Annotated in this window: 14 protein-coding genes; 5 read left to right on the top strand and 9 right to left on the bottom strand. The window is 73.1% G+C overall.

The window, feature by feature from the left end; translation table 11 throughout:
• Positions 1-82: 82 nt before the first annotated feature.
• The 4 genes from ACZ4VW_RS06190 to ACZ4VW_RS06175 form a co-directional block, all read right to left on the bottom strand.
• Positions 83-706, bottom strand: coding sequence for a GntR family transcriptional regulator (locus ACZ4VW_RS06190; protein ID WP_467958933.1), 624 nt, complete (start codon positions 704-706; stop codon positions 83-85).
• A gap of 106 nt (positions 707-812) precedes the next feature.
• A complete protein-coding gene (sucB, locus tag ACZ4VW_RS06185; RefSeq protein ID WP_467958931.1) occupies positions 813-2,609 on the bottom strand; it encodes a 2-oxoglutarate dehydrogenase, E2 component, dihydrolipoamide succinyltransferase in 1,797 nt (598 codons plus the stop codon).
• A 62-nt stretch (positions 2,610-2,671) separates the two neighbouring features.
• The gene (gene lpdA / locus ACZ4VW_RS06180) at positions 2,672-4,060 is read right to left on the bottom strand and encodes a dihydrolipoyl dehydrogenase (protein ID WP_467958929.1); all 1,389 of its coding nucleotides are present in this window, start codon (positions 4,058-4,060) and stop codon (positions 2,672-2,674) included.
• A 463-nt stretch (positions 4,061-4,523) separates the two neighbouring features.
• Positions 4,524-6,038: a leucyl aminopeptidase gene (locus tag ACZ4VW_RS06175; protein WP_467958928.1), complete on the bottom strand. Its 1,515-nt coding sequence runs from the start codon at positions 6,036-6,038 to the stop codon at positions 4,524-4,526.
• A gap of 325 nt (positions 6,039-6,363) precedes the next feature.
• Here ACZ4VW_RS06175 and ACZ4VW_RS06170 point away from each other — a divergent pair, with 325 nt between their 5' ends.
• The 4 genes from ACZ4VW_RS06170 to ACZ4VW_RS06155 all read left to right on the top strand — a co-directional run bounded on the left by ACZ4VW_RS06170 (position 6,364) and on the right by ACZ4VW_RS06155 (position 12,313).
• Positions 6,364-8,388: a hypothetical protein gene (locus ACZ4VW_RS06170; protein ID WP_467958926.1), complete on the top strand. Its 2,025-nt coding sequence runs from the start codon at positions 6,364-6,366 to the stop codon at positions 8,386-8,388.
• A gap of 91 nt (positions 8,389-8,479) precedes the next feature.
• Complete coding sequence (gene pelF, locus ACZ4VW_RS06165) at positions 8,480-10,000, top strand: GT4 family glycosyltransferase PelF (protein WP_467958924.1); 1,521 nt, start codon at positions 8,480-8,482, stop codon at positions 9,998-10,000.
• Complete coding sequence (locus tag ACZ4VW_RS06160; protein ID WP_467958922.1) at positions 9,997-11,685, top strand: hypothetical protein; 1,689 nt, start codon at positions 9,997-9,999, stop codon at positions 11,683-11,685. Before pelF ends, ACZ4VW_RS06160 begins: the two co-directional genes overlap by 4 nt.
• Before the next feature lie 10 nt (positions 11,686-11,695).
• Positions 11,696-12,313, top strand: coding sequence for a spherulation-specific family 4 protein (locus ACZ4VW_RS06155; protein WP_467958920.1), 618 nt, complete (start codon positions 11,696-11,698; stop codon positions 12,311-12,313).
• A gap of 25 nt (positions 12,314-12,338) precedes the next feature.
• Here the strand turns inward: ACZ4VW_RS06155 and ACZ4VW_RS06150 are convergent, their stop codons facing one another.
• Positions 12,339-13,523, bottom strand: coding sequence for a hypothetical protein (locus ACZ4VW_RS06150; protein ID WP_467958918.1), 1,185 nt, complete (start codon positions 13,521-13,523; stop codon positions 12,339-12,341).
• 56 nt (positions 13,524-13,579) lie between these two features.
• Positions 13,580-14,344 (bottom strand): adenosylcobinamide-GDP ribazoletransferase, encoded by a 765-nt coding sequence (locus ACZ4VW_RS06145; protein ID WP_467958915.1) that lies wholly within the window; start codon positions 14,342-14,344, stop codon positions 13,580-13,582.
• A gap of 67 nt (positions 14,345-14,411) precedes the next feature.
• Here ACZ4VW_RS06145 and ACZ4VW_RS06140 point away from each other — a divergent pair, with 67 nt between their 5' ends.
• Positions 14,412-15,176, top strand: coding sequence for a hypothetical protein (locus ACZ4VW_RS06140; RefSeq protein ID WP_467958913.1), 765 nt, complete (start codon positions 14,412-14,414; stop codon positions 15,174-15,176).
• Here ACZ4VW_RS06140 and ACZ4VW_RS06135 read toward each other — a convergent pair.
• The 3 genes from ACZ4VW_RS06135 to cobT all read right to left on the bottom strand — a co-directional run bounded on the left by ACZ4VW_RS06135 (position 15,116) and on the right by cobT (position 18,796).
• Positions 15,116-15,826, bottom strand: a complete 711-nt coding sequence (locus ACZ4VW_RS06135) for a hypothetical protein (RefSeq protein WP_467958911.1) — start codon at positions 15,824-15,826, stop codon at positions 15,116-15,118. The genes ACZ4VW_RS06140 and ACZ4VW_RS06135 overlap by 61 nt on opposite strands.
• Positions 15,823-17,583 carry a phosphatidylglycerol lysyltransferase domain-containing protein gene (locus ACZ4VW_RS06130; RefSeq protein ID WP_467958909.1) on the bottom strand — a complete coding sequence of 587 codons (1,761 nt, stop codon included), beginning with the start codon at positions 17,581-17,583 and terminating at the stop codon, positions 15,823-15,825. Before ACZ4VW_RS06130 ends, ACZ4VW_RS06135 begins: the two co-directional genes overlap by 4 nt.
• A gap of 124 nt (positions 17,584-17,707) precedes the next feature.
• Positions 17,708-18,796 (bottom strand): nicotinate-nucleotide--dimethylbenzimidazole phosphoribosyltransferase, encoded by a 1,089-nt coding sequence (gene cobT / locus ACZ4VW_RS06125; RefSeq protein WP_467958907.1) that lies wholly within the window; start codon positions 18,794-18,796, stop codon positions 17,708-17,710.
• Positions 18,797-18,809 lie beyond the last annotated feature (13 nt).

The following is an 18,809-nucleotide window of genomic DNA, read 5'->3' as shown; positions in this document are numbered from 1 at the left end:
CAGGTGGGCAGCCGGATGAGGGGAGGAGCGCACGGATGAGCGGACCCCCGTCGGGGGCCCGCTCAGTGGTCGTACGAGGCCGTCAGGCGCGGGGCGCGCAGCCGAGCACGTGCGCCTTGACGAGGGAGCCGATGGCCGGATCGCCGCGGCGGAACGCCTCCACCAGCTCCTGGTGCTCCTCCGCGTAGGACTTCTGGACCGTGCCCAGCCAGCGGATCGACAGCGCCGTGAACACCTCGATGCCCAGGCCCTCCCAGGTGTGCAGCAGCACGCTGTTCCCGGCCGCCTTCACCAGCTCCCGGTGGAAGGCCACCGTGTGCCGGACCTGCGCCGTGCCGTCGGCCGTGCGGTCCGCCTCGTACAGGGCCGTCACATGCGGCTCCAGGGCCGAGCAGTCGGCCGCGAGACGCACCGCCGCCAGCTCGGCGGCGATCTGCTCCAGACCGGCCCTTACCGGGTAGCTCTCCTCCAGGTCGGCCGCCGTGAGGTTCCGTACCCGTACGCCCTTGTTGGGCGACGACTCGATCAGCCGCAGCGACTCCAGCTCGCGCAGCGCCTCACGCACCGGCGTCTGGCTGACCTCGAGCTCCGTGGCGATACGGCGCTCGACGATCCGCTCGCCCGGCTTCCAGCGGCCGCTGACGATGCCCTCCACGATGTGCTCGCGGATCTGTTCGCGCAGCGAGTGGACGACGGGCACGCTCATGAAGCCGCTCCTTAGGGACGCGTTGACACTCAAGACAATACGGCGGCGCCCCCACCCGGAAACACTTCCAGGTGGGGGCGCCGCAGGTGAGGCTCGTTACGTTGCCTTACAGGCCGAGCTCGACCTCGAACTCGCCGGCCTCGAGGATCGCCTTGACGGCCGTCAGGTAACGGGCCGCGTCGGCGCCGTCCACCAGACGGTGGTCGTAGGAGAGCGCGACGTACGTCATGTCGCGGATCGCGATCGTCTCACCCAGGTCCGGGTGGTTCACGACGACCGGACGGCGCACCGTGGCACCGATGCCCAGGATGGCGACCTGGTTCGGGGGCACGATGATCGTGTCGAAGAGCGCACCGCGCGAACCGGTGTTGGAGATCGTGAAGGTCGCACCGGCGAGGTCGTCCGGCGTGATCTTGCTGGCGCGCACGGCGCCCGCGAGCTCCGCGGTCTTCTTGGCGATGCCGGCGATGTTCAGGTCGCCCGCGCCCTTGATGACCGGGGTCATCAGACCCTTCTCGGAGTCCACGGCGATGCCGATGTTCTCCGAGTCGAAGTACGTGATGGTGCCCTCGTCCTCGTTGATCCGGGCGTTGATGACCGGGTGGGCCTTCAGCGCCTGGGCCGCCGCCTTCACGAAGAACGGCATCGGGGACAGCTTGACGCCCTCACGGGCCGCGAAGGAGTCCTTCGCGGCGGCGCGCAGCTTCATCAGCTTGGTGATGTCCACCTCGACGACCGAGGTCAGCTGCGCCTGCGTGTGCAGCGCCTTCATCATGTTGTCGCCGATGACCTTGCGCATGCGGGTCATCTTGACCGTCTGGCCGCGGAGGGGGGAGACCTCCAGGGCCGGTGCCTTCGCGGCGGCCGGAGCGGCGGTCGCGGCGGCGGGGGCCGGGGCGGCCTTCTTGGCCTCGGCGGCCGAGAGGACGTCCTGCTTACGGATACGGCCGCCGACGCCGGTGCCCTTGACGGACGCCAGGTCGATGCCGTTCTCCGAGGCGAGCTTGCGGACCAGCGGGGTCACGTAGGCGCCGTCGTCCGCCGGCTGTGCGGCGGCGGGGGCGGCCGGGGCCGGGGTGACCGGGGCCGGGGCGGCCGGGGCGGGGGCCGGGGCGGCCGGAGCCGGGGCGGGGGCCGGGGCAGGAGCCGGGGCCGGAGTGGCAGCCGGAGCGGCCGGGGCGGGCGCCGGAGCCGGGGCAGGAGCCGGAGCGGCGGCCGGGGCCGGAGCGGCCGGAGCCGGGGCAGCGGCGGGAGCGGCACCCGCGGCGCCGATGACGGCCAGCTTGGCGCCGACCTCGGCGGTCTCGTCCTCGCCGACGACGATCTCGAGCAGGACACCCGAAGCCGGGGCCGGGATCTCGGTGTCGACCTTGTCCGTGGAGACCTCGAGCAGCGGCTCGTCCTCCGTGACCTCCTCGCCGACCGACTTCAGCCAGCGGGTGACGGTGCCCTCGGTGACGGACTCGCCGAGCGCCGGCAGGACGACGTCGGTGCCCTCGGCGGAACCGCCGCCCGCGGCGGCCTCGGCCGTCGGGGCGGGAGCCGGGGTCTGGACCTCGGTGGAGGGGGCGGCCTGCGGGGCAGGGGCCGGGGCCTCCTGCTGCGGGGCCGGAGCGGCCGGGGCCTCGGCAGCGGCCGGGGCCTCGGGGGCGGCCGGGGCACCGGAGCCGTCGTCGATGATCGCGAGCTCGGCGCCGACCTCGACGGTCTCGTCCTCGGCGACCTTGATGGAGGCGAGGACGCCCGACGCGGGGGCGGGGATCTCGGTGTCGACCTTGTCGGTCGAGACCTCGAGCAGCGGCTCGTCGGCCTCGACACGCTCACCCTCGGCCTTGAGCCAGCGGGTGACGGTGCCCTCGGTGACGCTCTCGCCGAGCGCCGGCAGGGTTACGGAAACCGACATGGTTTCAGTTGCTCCTAACGAATTGCGGGATGTGGTCGTCGCGCCCGTGGATGACGTGAGCGTCAGTCGTGGGAGTGCAGAGGCTTGCCGGCCAGCGCCAGGTGCGCCTCGCCGAGGGCCTCGTTCTGCGTCGGGTGGGCGTGGATGAGCTGCGCGACCTCGGCCGGCAGCGCCTCCCAGTTGTAGATCAGCTGCGCTTCGCCGACCTGCTCGCCCATGCGGTCACCGACCATGTGGACGCCGACCACGGCACCGTCCTTGACCTGGACGAGCTTGATCTCGCCCGCGGTCTTCAGGATCTTGCTCTTGCCGTTGCCCGCGAGGTTGTACTTCAGGGCGACGACCTTGTCCGCGCCGTAGATCTCCTTGGCCTTGGCCTCGGTGATGCCGACGGAGGCGACCTCGGGGTGGCAGTACGTCACCCGGGGCACGCCGTCGTAGTCGATCGGAACGGTCTTCAGACCGGCCAGTCGCTCCGCCACCAGGATGCCCTCGGCGAAGCCGACGTGCGCGAGCTGGAGGGTCGGGACGAGGTCGCCGACCGCGGAGATCGTGGGCACGTTCGTGCGCATGTACTCGTCGACGAGGACGTAGCCGCGGTCCATCGCGACGCCCTGCTCCTCGTAGCCGAGACCGGCCGAGACCGGGCCGCGGCCGATGGCGACCAGGAGGACCTCGGCCTCGAAGGTCTTGCCGTCGGCCAGGGTGACCTTGACACCGTTCTCGGTGTACTCGGCCGCCTGGAAGAAGGTGCCGAGGTTGAACTTGATGCCGCGCTTGCGGAAGGCGCGCTCAAGAAGCTTGGAGCTGTTCTCGTCCTCGGCCGGGACCAGGTGCTTCAGGCCCTCGATGACGGTCACGTCGGTCCCGAAGGACTTCCACGCGGAGGCGAACTCGACACCGATGACACCGCCGCCGAGGATGATCGCCGACTCCGGGACGCGGTCCAGGGTCAGCGCGTGGTCCGAGGAGATGATCCGGTTGCCGTCGATCTCCAGGCCCGGCAGCGACTTCGGTACGGAGCCGGTGGCGAGGAGGACGTGTCGACCCTCGACGCGACGGCCGTCCACGTCGACGGAGGTCGGGGAGGAGAGGTGGCCGTGGCCCTCGATGTAGGTCACCTTGCGGGAGGCGACCAGACCCTGCAGACCCTTGTAGAGGCCCGAGATCACATCGTCCTTGTACTTGTGGACGGCCTTGATGTCGATGCCCTCGAAAGTGGCCTTGACACCGAACTGCTCCGCCTCGCGGGCCTGGTCGGCGACCTCGCCGGCGTGGAGCAGGGCCTTCGTGGGGATGCAGCCGTTGTGCAGGCAGGTGCCGCCGAGCTTGTTCTTCTCGATCAGTGCGACGTCCAGGCCCAGCTGCGCTCCGCGCAGCGCCGCGGCGTAACCGCCGCTACCGCCGCCGAGGATCACTAGGTCGAAAACGGTGCTGGCGTCGTTCGCCACGTCACGTCCTCCATGCATGTGCGCCATCGCCGGTTCCGTCTGTCCCCTTCGGGAGAGGACCGGTCGATCGGCTGGTGTTCGGCCGCTTTTTCTTCGGCCCTGTGGTGGGGGCCCTGTCCTGCCGAGAACCCATCTTCGCACTTGTTGCCGGAAGGCGGGACGCGGGGCCGGGCTGTGAGACGGCTGATCGCCCGTACGGACAGGTGATCGGCACGTACGAACGTACGGATTTCGTCGAGAGCGCAACGGCCCCCGGGTGTGAACCGGGGGCCGGCGCGCACGAGGGCGAGCGAACCGAAGTGGGGGTCCCCCCGCCGAAGGCAGGGGGAGCGACGCTGTCGAGAGGGAGAGCGCGCAGGCCACGGAACGAGCGGGCGAGCACGGTCGACCTCCCCCGGACTCCGTCCGGGGGTGCCCCCACAGCGGCTTCAGCGCCCCGGAGGTGAGCCGAGCCTCAGAGGAGTCAGAGCTCGCCGTCGGCGGTCCGCTCCGCCAGCTTCACCAGCGTGCGGACCGCGGAACCCGTGCCGCCCTTGGGGGTGTAGCCGTACGGCGCGCCCTCGTGGAAGGCCGGACCCGCGATGTCGAGGTGGGCCCAGGTGATGCCCTCGCCGACGAACTCCTTCAGGAAGAGACCGGCCACCAGGCCGCCGCCCATCCGCTCGCCCATGTTGGCGATGTCGGCGGTCGGGGAGTCCATGCCCTTGCGCAGGTCCGCCGGGAGCGGCATCGGCCAGGACTGCTCGCCGACCTCCTCGGCGATCTCGTGGATCGCGGTGCGGTAGTCGTCGTCGTTGGCCATGATGCCGAAGGTGCGGTTGCCCAGGGCCAGCACCATCGCGCCGGTCAGCGTCGCCACGTCGACGATCGCGTCCGGGTTCTCCTCCGAGGCCCGGGTCAGCGCGTCGGCGAGGACGAGCCGGCCCTCGGCGTCGGTGTTCAGGACCTCGACGGTCTTGCCGCTGTACATGCGCAGCACGTCGCCGGGGCGGGTGGCCGAGCCCGACGGCATGTTCTCGGCCAGCGCCAGCCAGCCGGTGACGTTCACGGCCAGGCCGATGCGGGCGGCGGCGACGACCGAGGCGAACACGGCGGCGGCGCCGCTCATGTCGCACTTCATCGTCTCGTTGTGGCCGGCCGGCTTCAGGGAGATGCCGCCCGAGTCGTAGGTGATGCCCTTGCCGACCAGGGCGAGGGTCTTCTCCGCCTTCGGGTGCGTGTAGGCGACCCGGACCAGGCGCGGGCCGCGGACCGCGCCCTTGCCCACGCCGAGGATGCCGCCGTAGCCGCCCTTGTCGAGCGCCTTCTCGTCGAGCACCTGCACCTTGAGGCCGTGCTCCTTGCCCGCCGCCGTGACGATGGCGGCGAACGTCTCGGGGTAGAGGTCGTTCGGCGGCATGTTGATCAGGTCGCGGGCGCGGTTGATCTCCTCGGCGAGCGCCTGCGCGCGCTCGACGACGGCCTTGAACGCCTTGTCGCGGGGCTTGCCGCCCAGCACGGTGACCTCGGCCAGCGGCTGCTTCGCGCCCTTGCCGTTCTTGCTGTCCTGGTACGCGGTGTAGGCGTACGCGCCGAGCAGCGCGCCCTCCGTGATCGCCTCGGCGTCCCCGGCGGCCGAGACCGGCAGCGCGAACCCGGCCTTCTTCGAGCCGTGCAGGGTGCGGGCGGCGGTGCCGGCGGCGCGGCGCAGGGCCTCGGAGCCGTACGCCTCGCCGTCCTCGGGGGCGGAACCCAGGCCGACGGCGAGCACGACGGGGGCCTTCAGGCCGGCGGGGGCGGGCAGCTTGGTCGCCTCACCCTCGGCACCCGTGGCGCCCAGGGTCTCCAGGACGGTGGCGAGCTTGCCGTCGAACGCCTTGTCGACGGCCTCGGCGCCCGGGGCGACGAGCAGGCCGTCGCCGGACTTCGCGACGCCGATGACGAGGGCGTCGGCGCGCAGCGTCGCCGCACCGGCAGTGCTGAGAGTGAGAGCAGTCACGGTGGTGAAATCTCGCTTCCATTGAGTTCTGTGGCGGTCGAGGGATGGGCCGACCGTGCCCGCCGCATCGTATTTCGGCCCGGGGGACGCCGGGAACGAGCCTACGCTCGCTCTTCGGTCTCGCTCACGGCGACGGTGATTCACTCATCCGTGGTGTCTCTTTCACGTTTACCTCACGGGCCCGGCGGGCTCCGTCACACTCGCCTCAATCGCGCAAGGGCGGCGCTCGCCCCTTTGCATCATCCGCATCATCTCCACAGGTCCTCCCTGTCCGGGCGGGGCCTGTCGAGGGGGGACACCACCGATGGACTCTGCCGGTTCCCGTATGCCCAGAACAGCCAGGACGGCGTCCCTGCTCGCCGCCGCACTCCTCGCCACCGTCGTCCCCTCCGCGGGGGCGAGCGCGGCCGAGCCGGTGCCGCGGATCGACCTCACGGTCCTGGTCGTCGACGACGGCGGCAGCGCCGTGGAGGCGATCACCGCCGAGCTGCGCTCCACCGGTGTCCCGTACCGACGGGTCGATCTGGCTGATTCCAGCCGTCCGGTCATCGACTCCGCCTTCCTCAGCGACACGGTCGCGGGGCGCCCCCGGGCCAAGTACCAGGGCGTCGTCCTGCCCCACGAGACCGCCTTCGGCCCGGACTCCGCCGAGCAGGCGGCGCTCGTCGCGTACGAGCGGAACTTCGGCATCCCGCAGGTCGACGCCTACACCTGGGCCCACCCCGGCGTCGGGCTCGACCACACCAGCGACGCGGGCTTCTCCGGCCCCCTCGACGGCGCCGCCGCCTCCGTCACCGCGGCCGGCCGGGCAGGCCCCTTCCGGCACCTGGACGGGCCGCTGACCTTCGAGGACAACGACCCGGCGATCTCCGAGAGCTACGGCTACGCGGGCCGCCCCCGCGAGGGCTTCACCAGCTACCTCGACATCCCCGTCGACGGCGGCGGCCGGGCCAGCCTGATCGGCGAGTACGCCCACGACGGCCGCCGGGAACTGGTCGTCACCTTCGCCTACAACCAGTACCAGCGGCAGTTCCGGGCGCTCGCCCGCGGCATCGTCGAATGGCTCACCCAGGGCGTCCACCTCGGTCAGAGCCGCAGCTGGTTCTCCGTCCACGTCGACGACGTCTTCGCCCCCGACGCCCGCTGGGACACCGTCCGGAACTGCACCCCCGGCGACTTCGACTGCGCCGGCGACGAGGGCCAGGGCGAGAACCCGATCCGGATGACCGCCGACGACGCCCGCCACGCCGCCGCCTGGCAGAAGGCCGCCGGCTTCACCCTCGACATGGTCTACAACGGCGGCCAGGGCGAGCAGTGGAAGACCGAGCACGGGGGCACCGACCCGCTCACCGCCCAGCTGATCGCCGACCGCGCCCAGTACCGCTGGGTCAACCACACGTACACCCACCCCTTCCTGGGCTGCGTCCAGGACACCAGCACCGTCCCGTGGAGGTGCGCGAAGAACGCCGCCGGGACCACCCTGTGGATGAGCCGCAGCGAGATCTCCGGACAGATCCGGAACAACCACGACTGGGCCCTCCGCAAGGGCCTCTCCGTCGACCGGACCGAACTCGTCACCGGTGAGCACTCCGGCCTGAAGACCCTCCCGCAGCAGCCCACCGACAACCCGAACCTCGCCGGAGCACTCTCCGACAACGGAGTGCGCTGGGTGGCGAGCGACAACTCCCGCGAGCCGCTGCAGCGGTCGCTCGGCGGCGCCATGACCGTCCCGCGCCACCCGATGAACGTGTACTACAACGTCGGCACGGCCGCCGAGATGGCCGACGAGTACAACTGGATCTACACCGCGCGCGCCCACGGCGGCAGCGGGATCTGCGAGGTCGACCCGGCCTCCACCTGCCTGCCCGCCCCGCTCGACACCGCCACCGGGTACGCCGCCCACATCGTCCCGCGGGAGGCCCGCACGGCCCTCTCCCACATCGTCGCGAACGACCCGCGCCCCCACTACGTCCACCAGTCCAACCTCGCCGAGGAGCGGATCCTCTACCCCGTCCTCGACCGGGTCCTCGCCGACTACCGGGCCCTCTTCGCAGACAACACACCGCTGGTGAATCCCCGTCAGCGCGATGTCGGCACCGAGCTCAACCGCCGTGCCGCCTGGGACCGGGCGCTCGCCGCCGGCCAGGTCACCGCGTACCGCATCGGCACCACCGTCACCGTCAAGGCGCCCGCGGGCGTGTCCGCGCCGGTCACCGCCCCCGAGGGCACCCGCAGGCAACTGCTCCTGAGCACCGCGGTGTTCGGGGCGCCGTACGCCGGAGCGCGCTCGGCGTGGACCGCGCCGGAGCCGCTGCAGACCGCGATCACGCTCCGGCTCCCGACCGCCTGACCGGCTCCCGACCGGCCGTCGTCGCGTTCCGCGGTCGTCGCCTTCCACTGTCGTCACGTTCTGCTGTCGTCACGTTCTGGGGGAAACGCACATGTCGAGCAGTGGCCGTCACGTCACCATGCTCACCGAAGGCACCTATCCGCATGTCCACGGAGGCGTCAGCACCTGGTGCGACCAACTCGTCCGGGGCATGCCCGAGGTCGACTTCCAGGTCCTCGCCCTCACCGGCAACGGCCGGGAACCGGTCACCTGGGAGCTGCCGCCGAACGTCTACCGGCACACCGCCTTCCCGCTCTGGGGCCAGACCCCGGAACGGGGCCGGCCGCCGTGGGGGCGGGCGCGCCGCCGCTTCGTCGACACCTACGAACGCTTCCTGCTCTCCCTGCTCGACCCCGAGGCCGGCTGCGAGTTCGGCGAGGGGCTCTACGCCCTGGCCGAACTCGCCCGGCGCGGCGGGCTCACCGCCGCCCTGCGCTCCGAGCCGGTCCTGCGCTCCCTGATGTGGGTATGGACCATGCCGCACCTGCCGACGGCCGCGGCCCGGCCCACCGTCCACGACGCGCTGACCGCCACCGACCTGCTCGAGCACGCGCTGCGGCCGCTCGCCGCCCGCATACCCGACAGCAGCGTCGCGCACGCCGTCTCCAGCGGACTCGCGACCCTGCCGGCGCTCGCCGCCCAGCACTTCGAAGGGGTGCCCTTCCTGCTCACCGAACACGGCATCTACCTGCGGGAGCGCTACCTCGGCTACCGCACGGAGTCCCAGCGCTGGCCCGTCAAGGCCCTGATGCTCGGCTTCTACCGCGAGCTCAACACCCTCGGCTACCGCAAGGCCGACCTGATCACCCCCTGCAACCAGTACAACCGGCGCTGGGAGGAGCGCGGCGGCGCCCCCGCCGCCCGCATCCGGACCGTCTACAACGGCGTCGACCCGCACGCCTTCCCGTACGCCGGACCCGAGCCGGAGGTCCCCACCCTCAGCTGGTGCGGCCGGATCGACCCCATCAAGGACCTGGAGACACTGATCCGGGCGTACGCGATCTCCCGCGCCGAACTCCCCGAGCTGAGGCTGCGGTTGTTCGGCCCCGTACCGGCCGGGAACGAGGACTACCGCACCCGCCTGGAGAAGCTGGCGGCCGAGCTGGGCGTCACCGACGGCATCACCTTCGAGGGCCGCGTCTCCGACGTGGCCGGCGCGTACGGGGCGGGCAGCGTGGTGGTGCTGTCCTCGATCAGCGAAGGGTTTCCCTTCTCGCTGATCGAGGCCATGTCCTGCGGCCGGGCCACGGTGTCCACCGATGTGGGCGGGGTACGGGAGGCCGTCGGCGACACGGGACTCGTCGTGCCGCCGCGCGAGCCGGCCGTGCTCGCCGCGGCCGTGACGGAGCTGCTGCGCGACGGGGAGCGGCGGGCGGAGCTGGGCCGCCGGGCCCGCCAGCGGGTCGTCGACCGGTTCACCCTGCACCGCTCGGTGGACGGCTTCCGGCGGATCTACCGCGAGCTCGCCGGACAGCCGGTCCGTACGGCCGCCCCCGACGACTCGGCCGACTGGACGGTGCGTCTCACCGACCCCTGGCGCCAGGACCTCGTCGGCGGAGGCTCCCTCTCATGAGCGGCTCGCTCTGGCTGAAGAACGGCACGATGCGGGACACCCTGCCGGTGATCCCCCGCCCGCGCGCCGCGTGCACCGCGTTCGCCCCGGAGCCGGCCCCGGTCGCGGGCGCGTCGGGGGGCGGCCCGCCCCAAGCCTCTCGCGACCTCCAAGCCTCTCGCGACCTCCAAGCCTCTCGCGACCCCCACGCCCCGCAGGGGCCCCTCGCCCCCGATCCGCTCGACGAACTCGCCGACCGGCTTCAGGCGCTGGCCGCCGAGGCGGTGCACCCCGACGAGATAGCCGCGATCCTGGAGTCGGACGGCATGACCGACGACCACATCCGGCTCGCCTACGGTCGCGCCGACTCCTTCGCACTCGCCGAGGACATCTACGCGCGCGTGGAGCGGCGCCACCCCGCGCCGGAGGCCCCGCCCGCGGGGCCCTGGCACAGCGGGCTCACCGGCTGCCTGCTGCGCGGTCTCGTCTTCGCCCTGCCGGGCCTCGCGTACGTGCTCGGGGCGCCGCTCCTGACCGGGCCCGCCGCGGGACCGCTGCTCGCGGGCGCGGTGACCGGCTGGGTGTGGAACCAGGCCCTCGCCCACCGCGCGTACTCCTGGCTCGGCCTCGGCGACCGCCGGGCCTCCGCCCGCACCCTGCTCCTCGGCGCCCCGGCCGGCGCGCTCCTCGGCACGGCCGTCGCCCTGGCGGCCGCCGGGCCCGGCGCGTGGCGGGTCGTCGTGTTCGCCGCGGGGCAGTCCCTCTACCTCGGCGCCGCGACGGTCCTGCTCGTCCTCGGCCGCGAATGCGCCCTGCTCTGCGCGCTGGTGCCGCTCGCCGGCGCGCTGCCCGCCTTCCGGTACGACCTCCCGGACGCCCTCCGCGCCGGCCTGCTGCTCCTCTCCCTGACGGCCACGGTCTCCTTCGCGACGATGGTGCTGCGCCCCGCGTCCCGGCCCGGCCGCCCGAAGGGCGCCGGGACCCCGGGGCCCCGGGCCGCCGGGACGGCCGGCGGTGGGACTCCCGGCCCCCGGGCCGCCGGGACGGTCGGTGGTGGGACTCCCGGCCCTCGGGCCGCCGGGCCGGAGGGGGCCGGTGCGCCGGGCTCCCGGCCGCGGAGGATCGCCCGTGCCGTGACCTCCCGGCGGCGCCGGTCCGGCCCGCCGCTCGTCGCCTCCCTGCCGTACGGGCTCTTCGGGCTCGGCACCGGTCTGCTCGTGCTGTACGCGGGAGGCGGTGACGTGCTCGTGACGGGCGCCGCGCCCGTGGTCGCTCTCACGCTGTCGATGGGGCCCGCCGAGTGGCTGCTGCACCGCTTCCGCAGCGAGAGTCTCGCCGGGCTGCGCACCCTCACCAGCGCCCGCGCGTTCCGGCGTGCGGCGGCGGGGACGCTGGCCCACTGCCTCGGCGCCTATCTGGCCGTGCTGCTCGCCCTCGCGTCCGTCGGCACGCTGCTGTGGCCCGGAGCGCAGGCGCTGGACGGCGTCCGGCTTCTCGGGCTGCTGCTCGTCGGGGTCGTGCTCTGGCTCGGCCTGCTCCTCCAGGCCTTCGGCGCGGTCCGGAGCGCGGCCGCGGTGTGCACGCTGGCCGCCGGGGCGCAGACGTTCACCCCGGCGGCCGGCCCCGCCGTGGCCGGTACCGCGGCGGCCGTCCTGGCCGTCCTCGCCTGCGCCCTGCTCGTACGTCCGACCGCCCACCGCCTCTAGGGAGGGACCCGTGAACTCCTCGCTCCTCGTGCCCTTCTACGAGCACCCGGCCGACCGGCCCGACGCCTGGGCCGCCCTGATCGATGCCGCGCCCTCGCTGTACGGCGTGGTCCTCAACCCGGCGAACGGAGCCGGCGAGGCGCCCGATCCCGCCTTCGCCGCCGTGGCCGAACGCCTCCGGGCCGCCGGGGCGCGCGTCCTCGGATACGTCGACACCGCGTACGGCCGCCGGCCGCACGGCGCGGTCGTCACCGATCTGCTCCGCCACCGCGACTGGTACGGGACCGACGGCGCCTTCCTCGACCAGGTGCCGACCGCGCCCGAGGCCCTCGCCCACTTCCGCCGCGTCGGCGTCGCGGCGCGCGCCGCGGGCGCCCGGACGCTGGTCCTCAACCACGGCGCCCACCCCCACCCCGGCTACGCCGCGCTCGCCGATCTGCTGGTCACCTTCGAAGGCCCCTGGGACACCTACCGCGCCCTCGACCTCCCGGTCGCCGACCACTACTGCCATCTGGTCTACGCGGCCCCCCGTGACGCCCTGCCCACCACCCGCGTCCACTGCGCGGTCCCGGGCGCGGGCGCCCACCCGTGGGGCACGCTCCCGCACGCCCTGGAGCCGTCCTTGTGAGCCGCGGGGTCCTCCATGCGGCCCGTCAGCCGCGGGTGACGGTGTAACAGGTGGCGCGGCCCTCGCCGCGGTCCGTCCACTCCCGTTCGGTCGACCAGGTGAACCAGCCCTGGTCGCCGGTCGGGGACGGCGGGCACGCCGCGTCCGCGCGCTCGCGCGCCGCCTCGGCCCCGGGGTAGCCGCCCGAGAGCGTGTGCTGCCCGTGGATCCGGCCGTCGTGTGCACCGGCGCAGGGCACCCGGGCCACCAGCCGTTCGTGGCGCAGGCCGGTGTTGAAGTCCATGCAGTCCCCGGTCCCCGCCTCGTAGGTGGCGATCACCACCGTGCCGGCGTCCAGGGTGCGCTCGGCGGGCGAGGCGGCGGAGGTCGGTTTCGACGTGCCGAGACCGGCGAGGGTGAGATCGGCGTGGACCGCCGTGACGTCCGCGAGGGTGCTGTCCTTCTCCTTGCGGAGCAGGGCGGAGAGATCGGCCTGGGCGCGGGTGACCCGGCCGTCGGCGTCGACGTCGACGGTGACCGCGACCTCGGGGGTCTTCGCCGTGCTGCTCAGCGAGGCGGGGACGAACTCCGTCCGCAGGTCGTACGGGAAGAGGTCCAAGGCGGCCGGGAGCGGGAACGCGGCGCGGTAGGTCCGGCCCGCCGTGCCCGTCGCCGACGTCGCCTCAGCGGACCCCAGCGCCTCCAGGAGGGTGCCGCCGACAGCGGCCTCGGTGCCCCGCAGATGACTGATCGCGTCGACGCCCCAGAGGGGCTTGATGTCGCCCGTGTACCGCAGCCAGTAGCCGGCCGAGCCGGCGCGGTAGTGGATGGTCTGCGTGTCCACCGTGTACGTGCTGGAGGCGTCGCCCGTGGTCCGCCCGGGGCCTTCCCCCAGGATCGTTTGCCGGGCGGCCTCGGGGAAGGGCTGGGGGACGCGCCAGCTGCTCGCGGCCTCGCCCCGGCTGCCGGTGAAGTCGAGACGGCCGGTCAGGGTCTGGACGGCCTTGCCCCGGCGCGAGGTGAAGGTGAGGGTCTGGCGGAACTCGGCGGTGCCGGCCCGCTGGGTCCGGCGCAGCGCGAGGAAGACCTGACGGTCGAGCGGTTCGGAGAACACGGGGTGGGCGGCTGCCTCCGGCTTCTCACCGCCGTCGGCGTCACCCCCACCGCACGCGGTGAGGAGCAGGGAGGCGGCGGCGAACGCGGCGGCGGTACGGGCGAGGCGTCTGATCACCCCTGCAGGACCGTGCGACCGTGCGGAAGGTTGCCTTCCGTCACGTCACGAAACGATCACCCCAGGGTCAGCGCGACGAGCGCCACCGTGCCCGCCGTCTCCTCCACCGCGCCGAACACGTCGCCCGTCACCCCTCCGAACCTCCGCACGCACCGGCGCAGCAGCAGCGCCGCCGCGCCGAGGCCCGCCGCCGCCGCGAGGACATGACGCAGGGCGTCGTACGGGGAGAACAGCGCGCCCGCCGCGGCGCAGGCCACCAGGACCCCCGCCGTGGCGAGGGCCGCGAAGGGGACCGGGACCGTGGCGGCGGCCATCGCGCCCAGGCCCTCAGGACGGGCCGCCGGGACGCCCACGCGGGAGGCGTGGGTGAGGGCGAGGCGGGCGACGGTCGCGGCGAGGACGGCGGCGACCGTGCCGTACGCCCAGCCCTCCTCGTACAGCCGGTACAGCGCGGCGACCTGGGCCAGCAGGAAGAAGAGCAGCGCGAGGACACCGAACGGACCGATGTCCGACTGCTTCATGATCCGCAGCGCGTCCTCCGCCGGCTTCGCGCTGCCGAGCCCGTCCGCCGTGTCCGCGAGCCCGTCCAGGTGCAGTCCGCGGGTCATCAGCGCCGGGACCGCCGCCGTGGCCACCGCGGCGAGCAGCGGACCGGAGCCGAGCAGCAGCAACACCCCGCCGACCGCGGCCGAGAGGAGACCGACGACGAGACCCGCGACCGGGGCCCAGAGCATTCCGGCCCGCGCCGCGTCCCGGTCCCAGCGGGTGATGCGGGCGGGAAGCACCGTGAGGGTGCCGAAGGCGAAACGCAGGCCGTCCATCGGGGCAGCGTAAGGCAGGCCCGCACGTTGTAAATTGCGCATCACACGCATATCGGAAGCAGGTGGCATGGGTCACTGGTTCTACCGCAACTTCGTCGAGCCGGGGAAGCTCCCGCTGCTCATCGCCCTGACGTCGTTCGTCGTGACCTTCCTGGTCACGCGGATGATCGTGCGCATGATCCGGGCCGGAAAAGGGCCGTTCGGCAACGTCTCCTCCGGCGGTCTGCACATCCACCACGTCGTTCCGGGCGTCGTGCTGACCGTCGTCGGCGGCTTCGGCGCGGTGGCCAGCGGCCGGGAGGGGGTCACCGCCTGCGTCTTCGCGGCGGTCTTCGGGATCGGCGCGGGCCTCGTCCTGGACGAGTTCGCCCTGATCCTCCACCTCGACGACGTCTACTGGAGCGACCAAGGCCGCAAGAGCGTCGAGGTCGTCGTCCTGACCGCGGCCCTGGTGATGCTGGTTCTCGGCGGATTCTCGCCGTTCGGCGTCGACGAACTCACCACGGACGAACGCCAGAACCGGGCCACCTTCATCGCGACCCTCCTGGTGAACTTCCTGTTCGTCCTGATCGCCCTCGTGAAGGGGAAGTTCCGGATCGCCGTCATCGGCACGCTGGTGCCGTTCGTGGCGGTCGTCGGAGCGGTACGGCTCGCCCGCCCCGGGTCCTGGTGGTCCCGCCGCGCCTACGGCCGCCGCCCCCGGGCGAGGGCCCGGTCCCGGCTGCGGACCTACCGTCACGACCGGCGCTGGGACCGGGTCCGCCGACGGCTTCAGGACCTGATCGGCGGCTTCCAGGAGCGGGTCCCGGGCCGGGGCTCCGACCGCTCCTGACGGCGCTCCCGCCACGCGGCGACCCCGACGAGCACCATCACGGCCGCGATCGCCGCCAGGTGCTCCTTGCCCGCCAGGTTGTTCTTGATCAGGATCTCCACGACCATCGCGACGATCACCGCGGCGCCCGTCCACCAGGCGCGGTGGCGCCAACACACGTAGACGGCGAGGCCGACCACCGCCGCCGAGGGGCCGGTGTCGACGACCTGCGCGTCCGAGGCGGGCAGCCCGAGCGGATGGCCGGGGCCGAGCGCGATGCCGACGCGCGCGTACAGCGTCCCGGCCAGCGTCGCGAGATACGCGATCGCGAGCGTCCGCCACCGGCCCAGGCAGATCTCGGCGATGCCGAACACCAGCAGGACCTGTGCCAGCGCGCCCCACACCGGCAGGTCGAGCGCCGGGACGAAGAGCGAGAGCGGCGTCCGCGCCAGGGCGAGCCACAGCGGGTCCTCGGCCCGCACCGAGCCGATGTTCTGGACCGGCTGATAGCCCCAGTCCTGGTTCTGCACGAGCTGGAAGAGCGCCGTGAGGCAGACGGCGGCCAGTGTCATCGGGACCGCCCGCCCTCTCCGCGCCGCCAGAGCCGTCCGGACGGTGGTGAACAGCGGCCCCCACTCGCGACGCGCGAAGTCCCGGAGCGCCCCGCTCACCGCCGCCCCTCCAGGTGCCTGCGGTGGAGGAACTTCGGCAGCCCCGGGGCCTCCAGGAAGCCCTCGGCGCGGCCCGCGGCCAGGCCGATGCGCAGCAGGTCGGCACTCTTCTCGAAGAGCATGAAGCGGGGCTCCCAGATCGGTCGGTACTTGGCGTTGGCGCGGTACAGCGACTCGATCTGCCACCAGCGGGAGAAGAAGCTGAGCAGCGAACGCCACATCCTCAGCACGGGTCCCGCCCCGAGCTTCGAGCCGCGTTCGAAGACGGAGCGGAACATGGCGAAGTTGAGTGAGACCTGCGTGATCCCGATCTCCTCGGCACGCTGGAGGAGTTCGATGACCATGAACTCCATCAGGCCGTTCTCGGAGTCGCGGTCGCGGCGCATCAGGTCCAGCGACAGCCCCTCGGGCCCCCACGGTACGAAGGAGAGCACCGCCCGCAGCTCGCTCTGCTCGTCGGTGCACTCCAGCATCACGCACCGGCCGTCCCGCGGGTCGCCGAGCCGGCCGAGCGCCATCGAGAAACCGCGCTCGGTGGCCCCGTCGCGCCAGTCGTCGGCCTTGCGGAGCAGCGCGTCCATCTCGTCGGCGGGGATGTCCTCATGACGCCGGATCCGCACCTTGTACCCGGCGCGCCTGACCCGGTTGTGCGCCTGCCGCACCGTGCGCATGGCGCGCCCGTCGAGGGTGAACTCGCCGGTCTCCACGATCGCCTCGTCGCCGAGCTCCAGGGCGTCCAGGCCGTGCCGGGCGTAGACGGTGCCGGCCTCCTCGCTCGCGCCCATGACGGCAGGGACCCAGCCGTGCTCGCGGGCCTCGGCCAGCCACGGCTCGATCGCCCCCGGCCATGCCTCGGGGTCGCCGATCGGGTCCCCGGAGGCGAGGGAGACCCCGCCGACCACCCGGTAGGTGATGGCGGCCTTCTCGCTGGGGGACCACACCACGCTCTTCTCGCGGCGCAGTGCGAAGTAGCCGAGCGAGTCGCGCTCGCCGTGCTTGTCGAGCAGTGCCCGCAGCCTGTCCTCGTCCTGCTCGGTCAGCGGGTCGACGGCCCGGCGCGAGCGGAAGGCGGCGAAGAGCACGGCGATCAGCAGCAGGGTGGACAGGACGTTGATGGTGACGTCGACCCACCCGGGCGGCGCGATCCCGTCGAACCGGGAGCCGTCCGAGGCCAGCGTGACCAGCCGCATCACGCCGTACCGCCAGCGCTCCAGGAAGGTGGAGGTGCCGGGGGAGGTGTCGGTCGCGGTGACCAGGACGGCGGCGAGCAGGGAGGTGACCAGCAGGCCGCCGACCGCCACGGCTGCGGCGAGCAGCGGGTTGGAGCGGTCGCCCTTCGCGTAGAACTCCTTGCGTCCGAGGATCAGGGCGAGGACGAAGGCGGCGGTCAGCGCCAGCGAGATCCAGTTCTGGGCGTGCTGCCGGATCTCGGGGAAGACCATCGCCAAGGCGAAGAGCAGCAGGAAGAGCCCGCCGAGGACGATGTTGAGGATCCAGGCGGCGCGCTTGCGGCGGCGCATGGTGATCGCCAGGAAGAGCGTGAAGGCTCCCGAGGCGAAGCCCGCGGTCAGCAGGTACGGGGTGAAGTAGTCGTCCGTGTTGTGCCGGCGGAGGTCCTGCCCGAGGGAGACCCAGACGGCGCTCAGGAAATTGATGAACGTGACGGCGCGCAGGTACCAGACGGCGAACGCGGCGCTGCGCCGCGAACGGGTGGTGCCCCGGGGTGTCTCTTCGGTGGCCAAACGGACCTCTCCCATGAAAAGCGATCATATGGGGCATCGCTCGCCATGGTGGGGCGCCGGAAGCGGTCGTCCGCGCGTTGGACCCCCGAGGAGGAGGCGCCCGGGGAGGAACCGCGTCCGGCGCCGTGATCCGTCGCGTCTAGATCTCCTCGTCCGGGGAGTCCGCCCCGGCATCGTCCGGAATGGTCGGTTCCGGCTGCTCGGGCAGCTCGGCGGCGAGCGCGGCCGCGGCCTGGACGAGGGGCAGAGCGAGCATGGCCCCGGTTCCCTCTCCCACAGTGACGCCGTGGTCGAGCAGCGGGTTGAGCGCCATCCGGTCCAGCGCCTTCGCCTGCGCCGGCTCACCGCTGACCTGACCCGCCAGCCACCAGTCCGGCGCCCGGAACGCCGCCCGCTGCGCCACCAGCGCACAGGCCGCCCCCACCACACCGTCCAGGACCACCGGCATCCGGCGCACCGCGCTCTGCAGCAGGAAGCCGGTCATCGCCGCCAGGTCCGCCCCGCCGACCGCCGCGAGCAGCTCCAGCTGGTCGCCCAGGACCGGCCGGGCACGCCGCAGCGCGTCCCGGACCGCCGCGCACTTGCGCATCCACGCCAGATCGTCGATCCCGGCGCCGCCGCGGCCGGTGACCACCGAGGCGTCCGTCCCGCACAGGGCCGCGATCAGCGTGGAGGCCGGCGTCGTACCGCCCACGCTCAGATCGCCGAGCACCACCAGATCGGTGCCCGAGTCGGCCTCCTCGTCGGCGATCGCCATGCCGAGCCGTACCGCCGCCTCGGTCTCCTCCGTGGTCAGCGCGTTCTCGATGTCGATCCGACCGCTGCCGCGCCGCACCCGGTGCCGCACGACCTCGGCCGGCAGCAGCTCCGGCTCGCAGTCGAGGCCGGCGTCCACCACCCGCACCGGGACGTTCGCGGCGCGGGCGAGCACCGCCACCGGGCTCGCGCCGTCCAGCACGGAGCGGACCAGCTCGTACGCGGTCCCGGCCGGCCGGCCGGACACCCCGAGCGAGGCCACTCCGTGATCGCCCGCGAAGAGCACGACGCGCGGCTGCTCGATCGCCCGCACCTTGACCGAGCCCTGCGCCGCCGACAGCCACTCGCCGAGCTCGTCGAGCCGGCCGAGCGCGCCGGGCGGAACGATCAGCCGCTCCCGGCGTTCCTCGGCGTCGCGCCGGACCCCGCCGTCGGGGCGCTCGATCAGGTCGGAGAAGTCGTCCAGGTTCAAGGCTCTTCCTTGT

It is taken from the genome of Streptomyces sp. NPDC029139, assembly GCF_055564335.1.
Note: the sequence above shows the minus strand (reverse complement) of the source record. Positions and strands in the feature narration are given on the sequence as shown.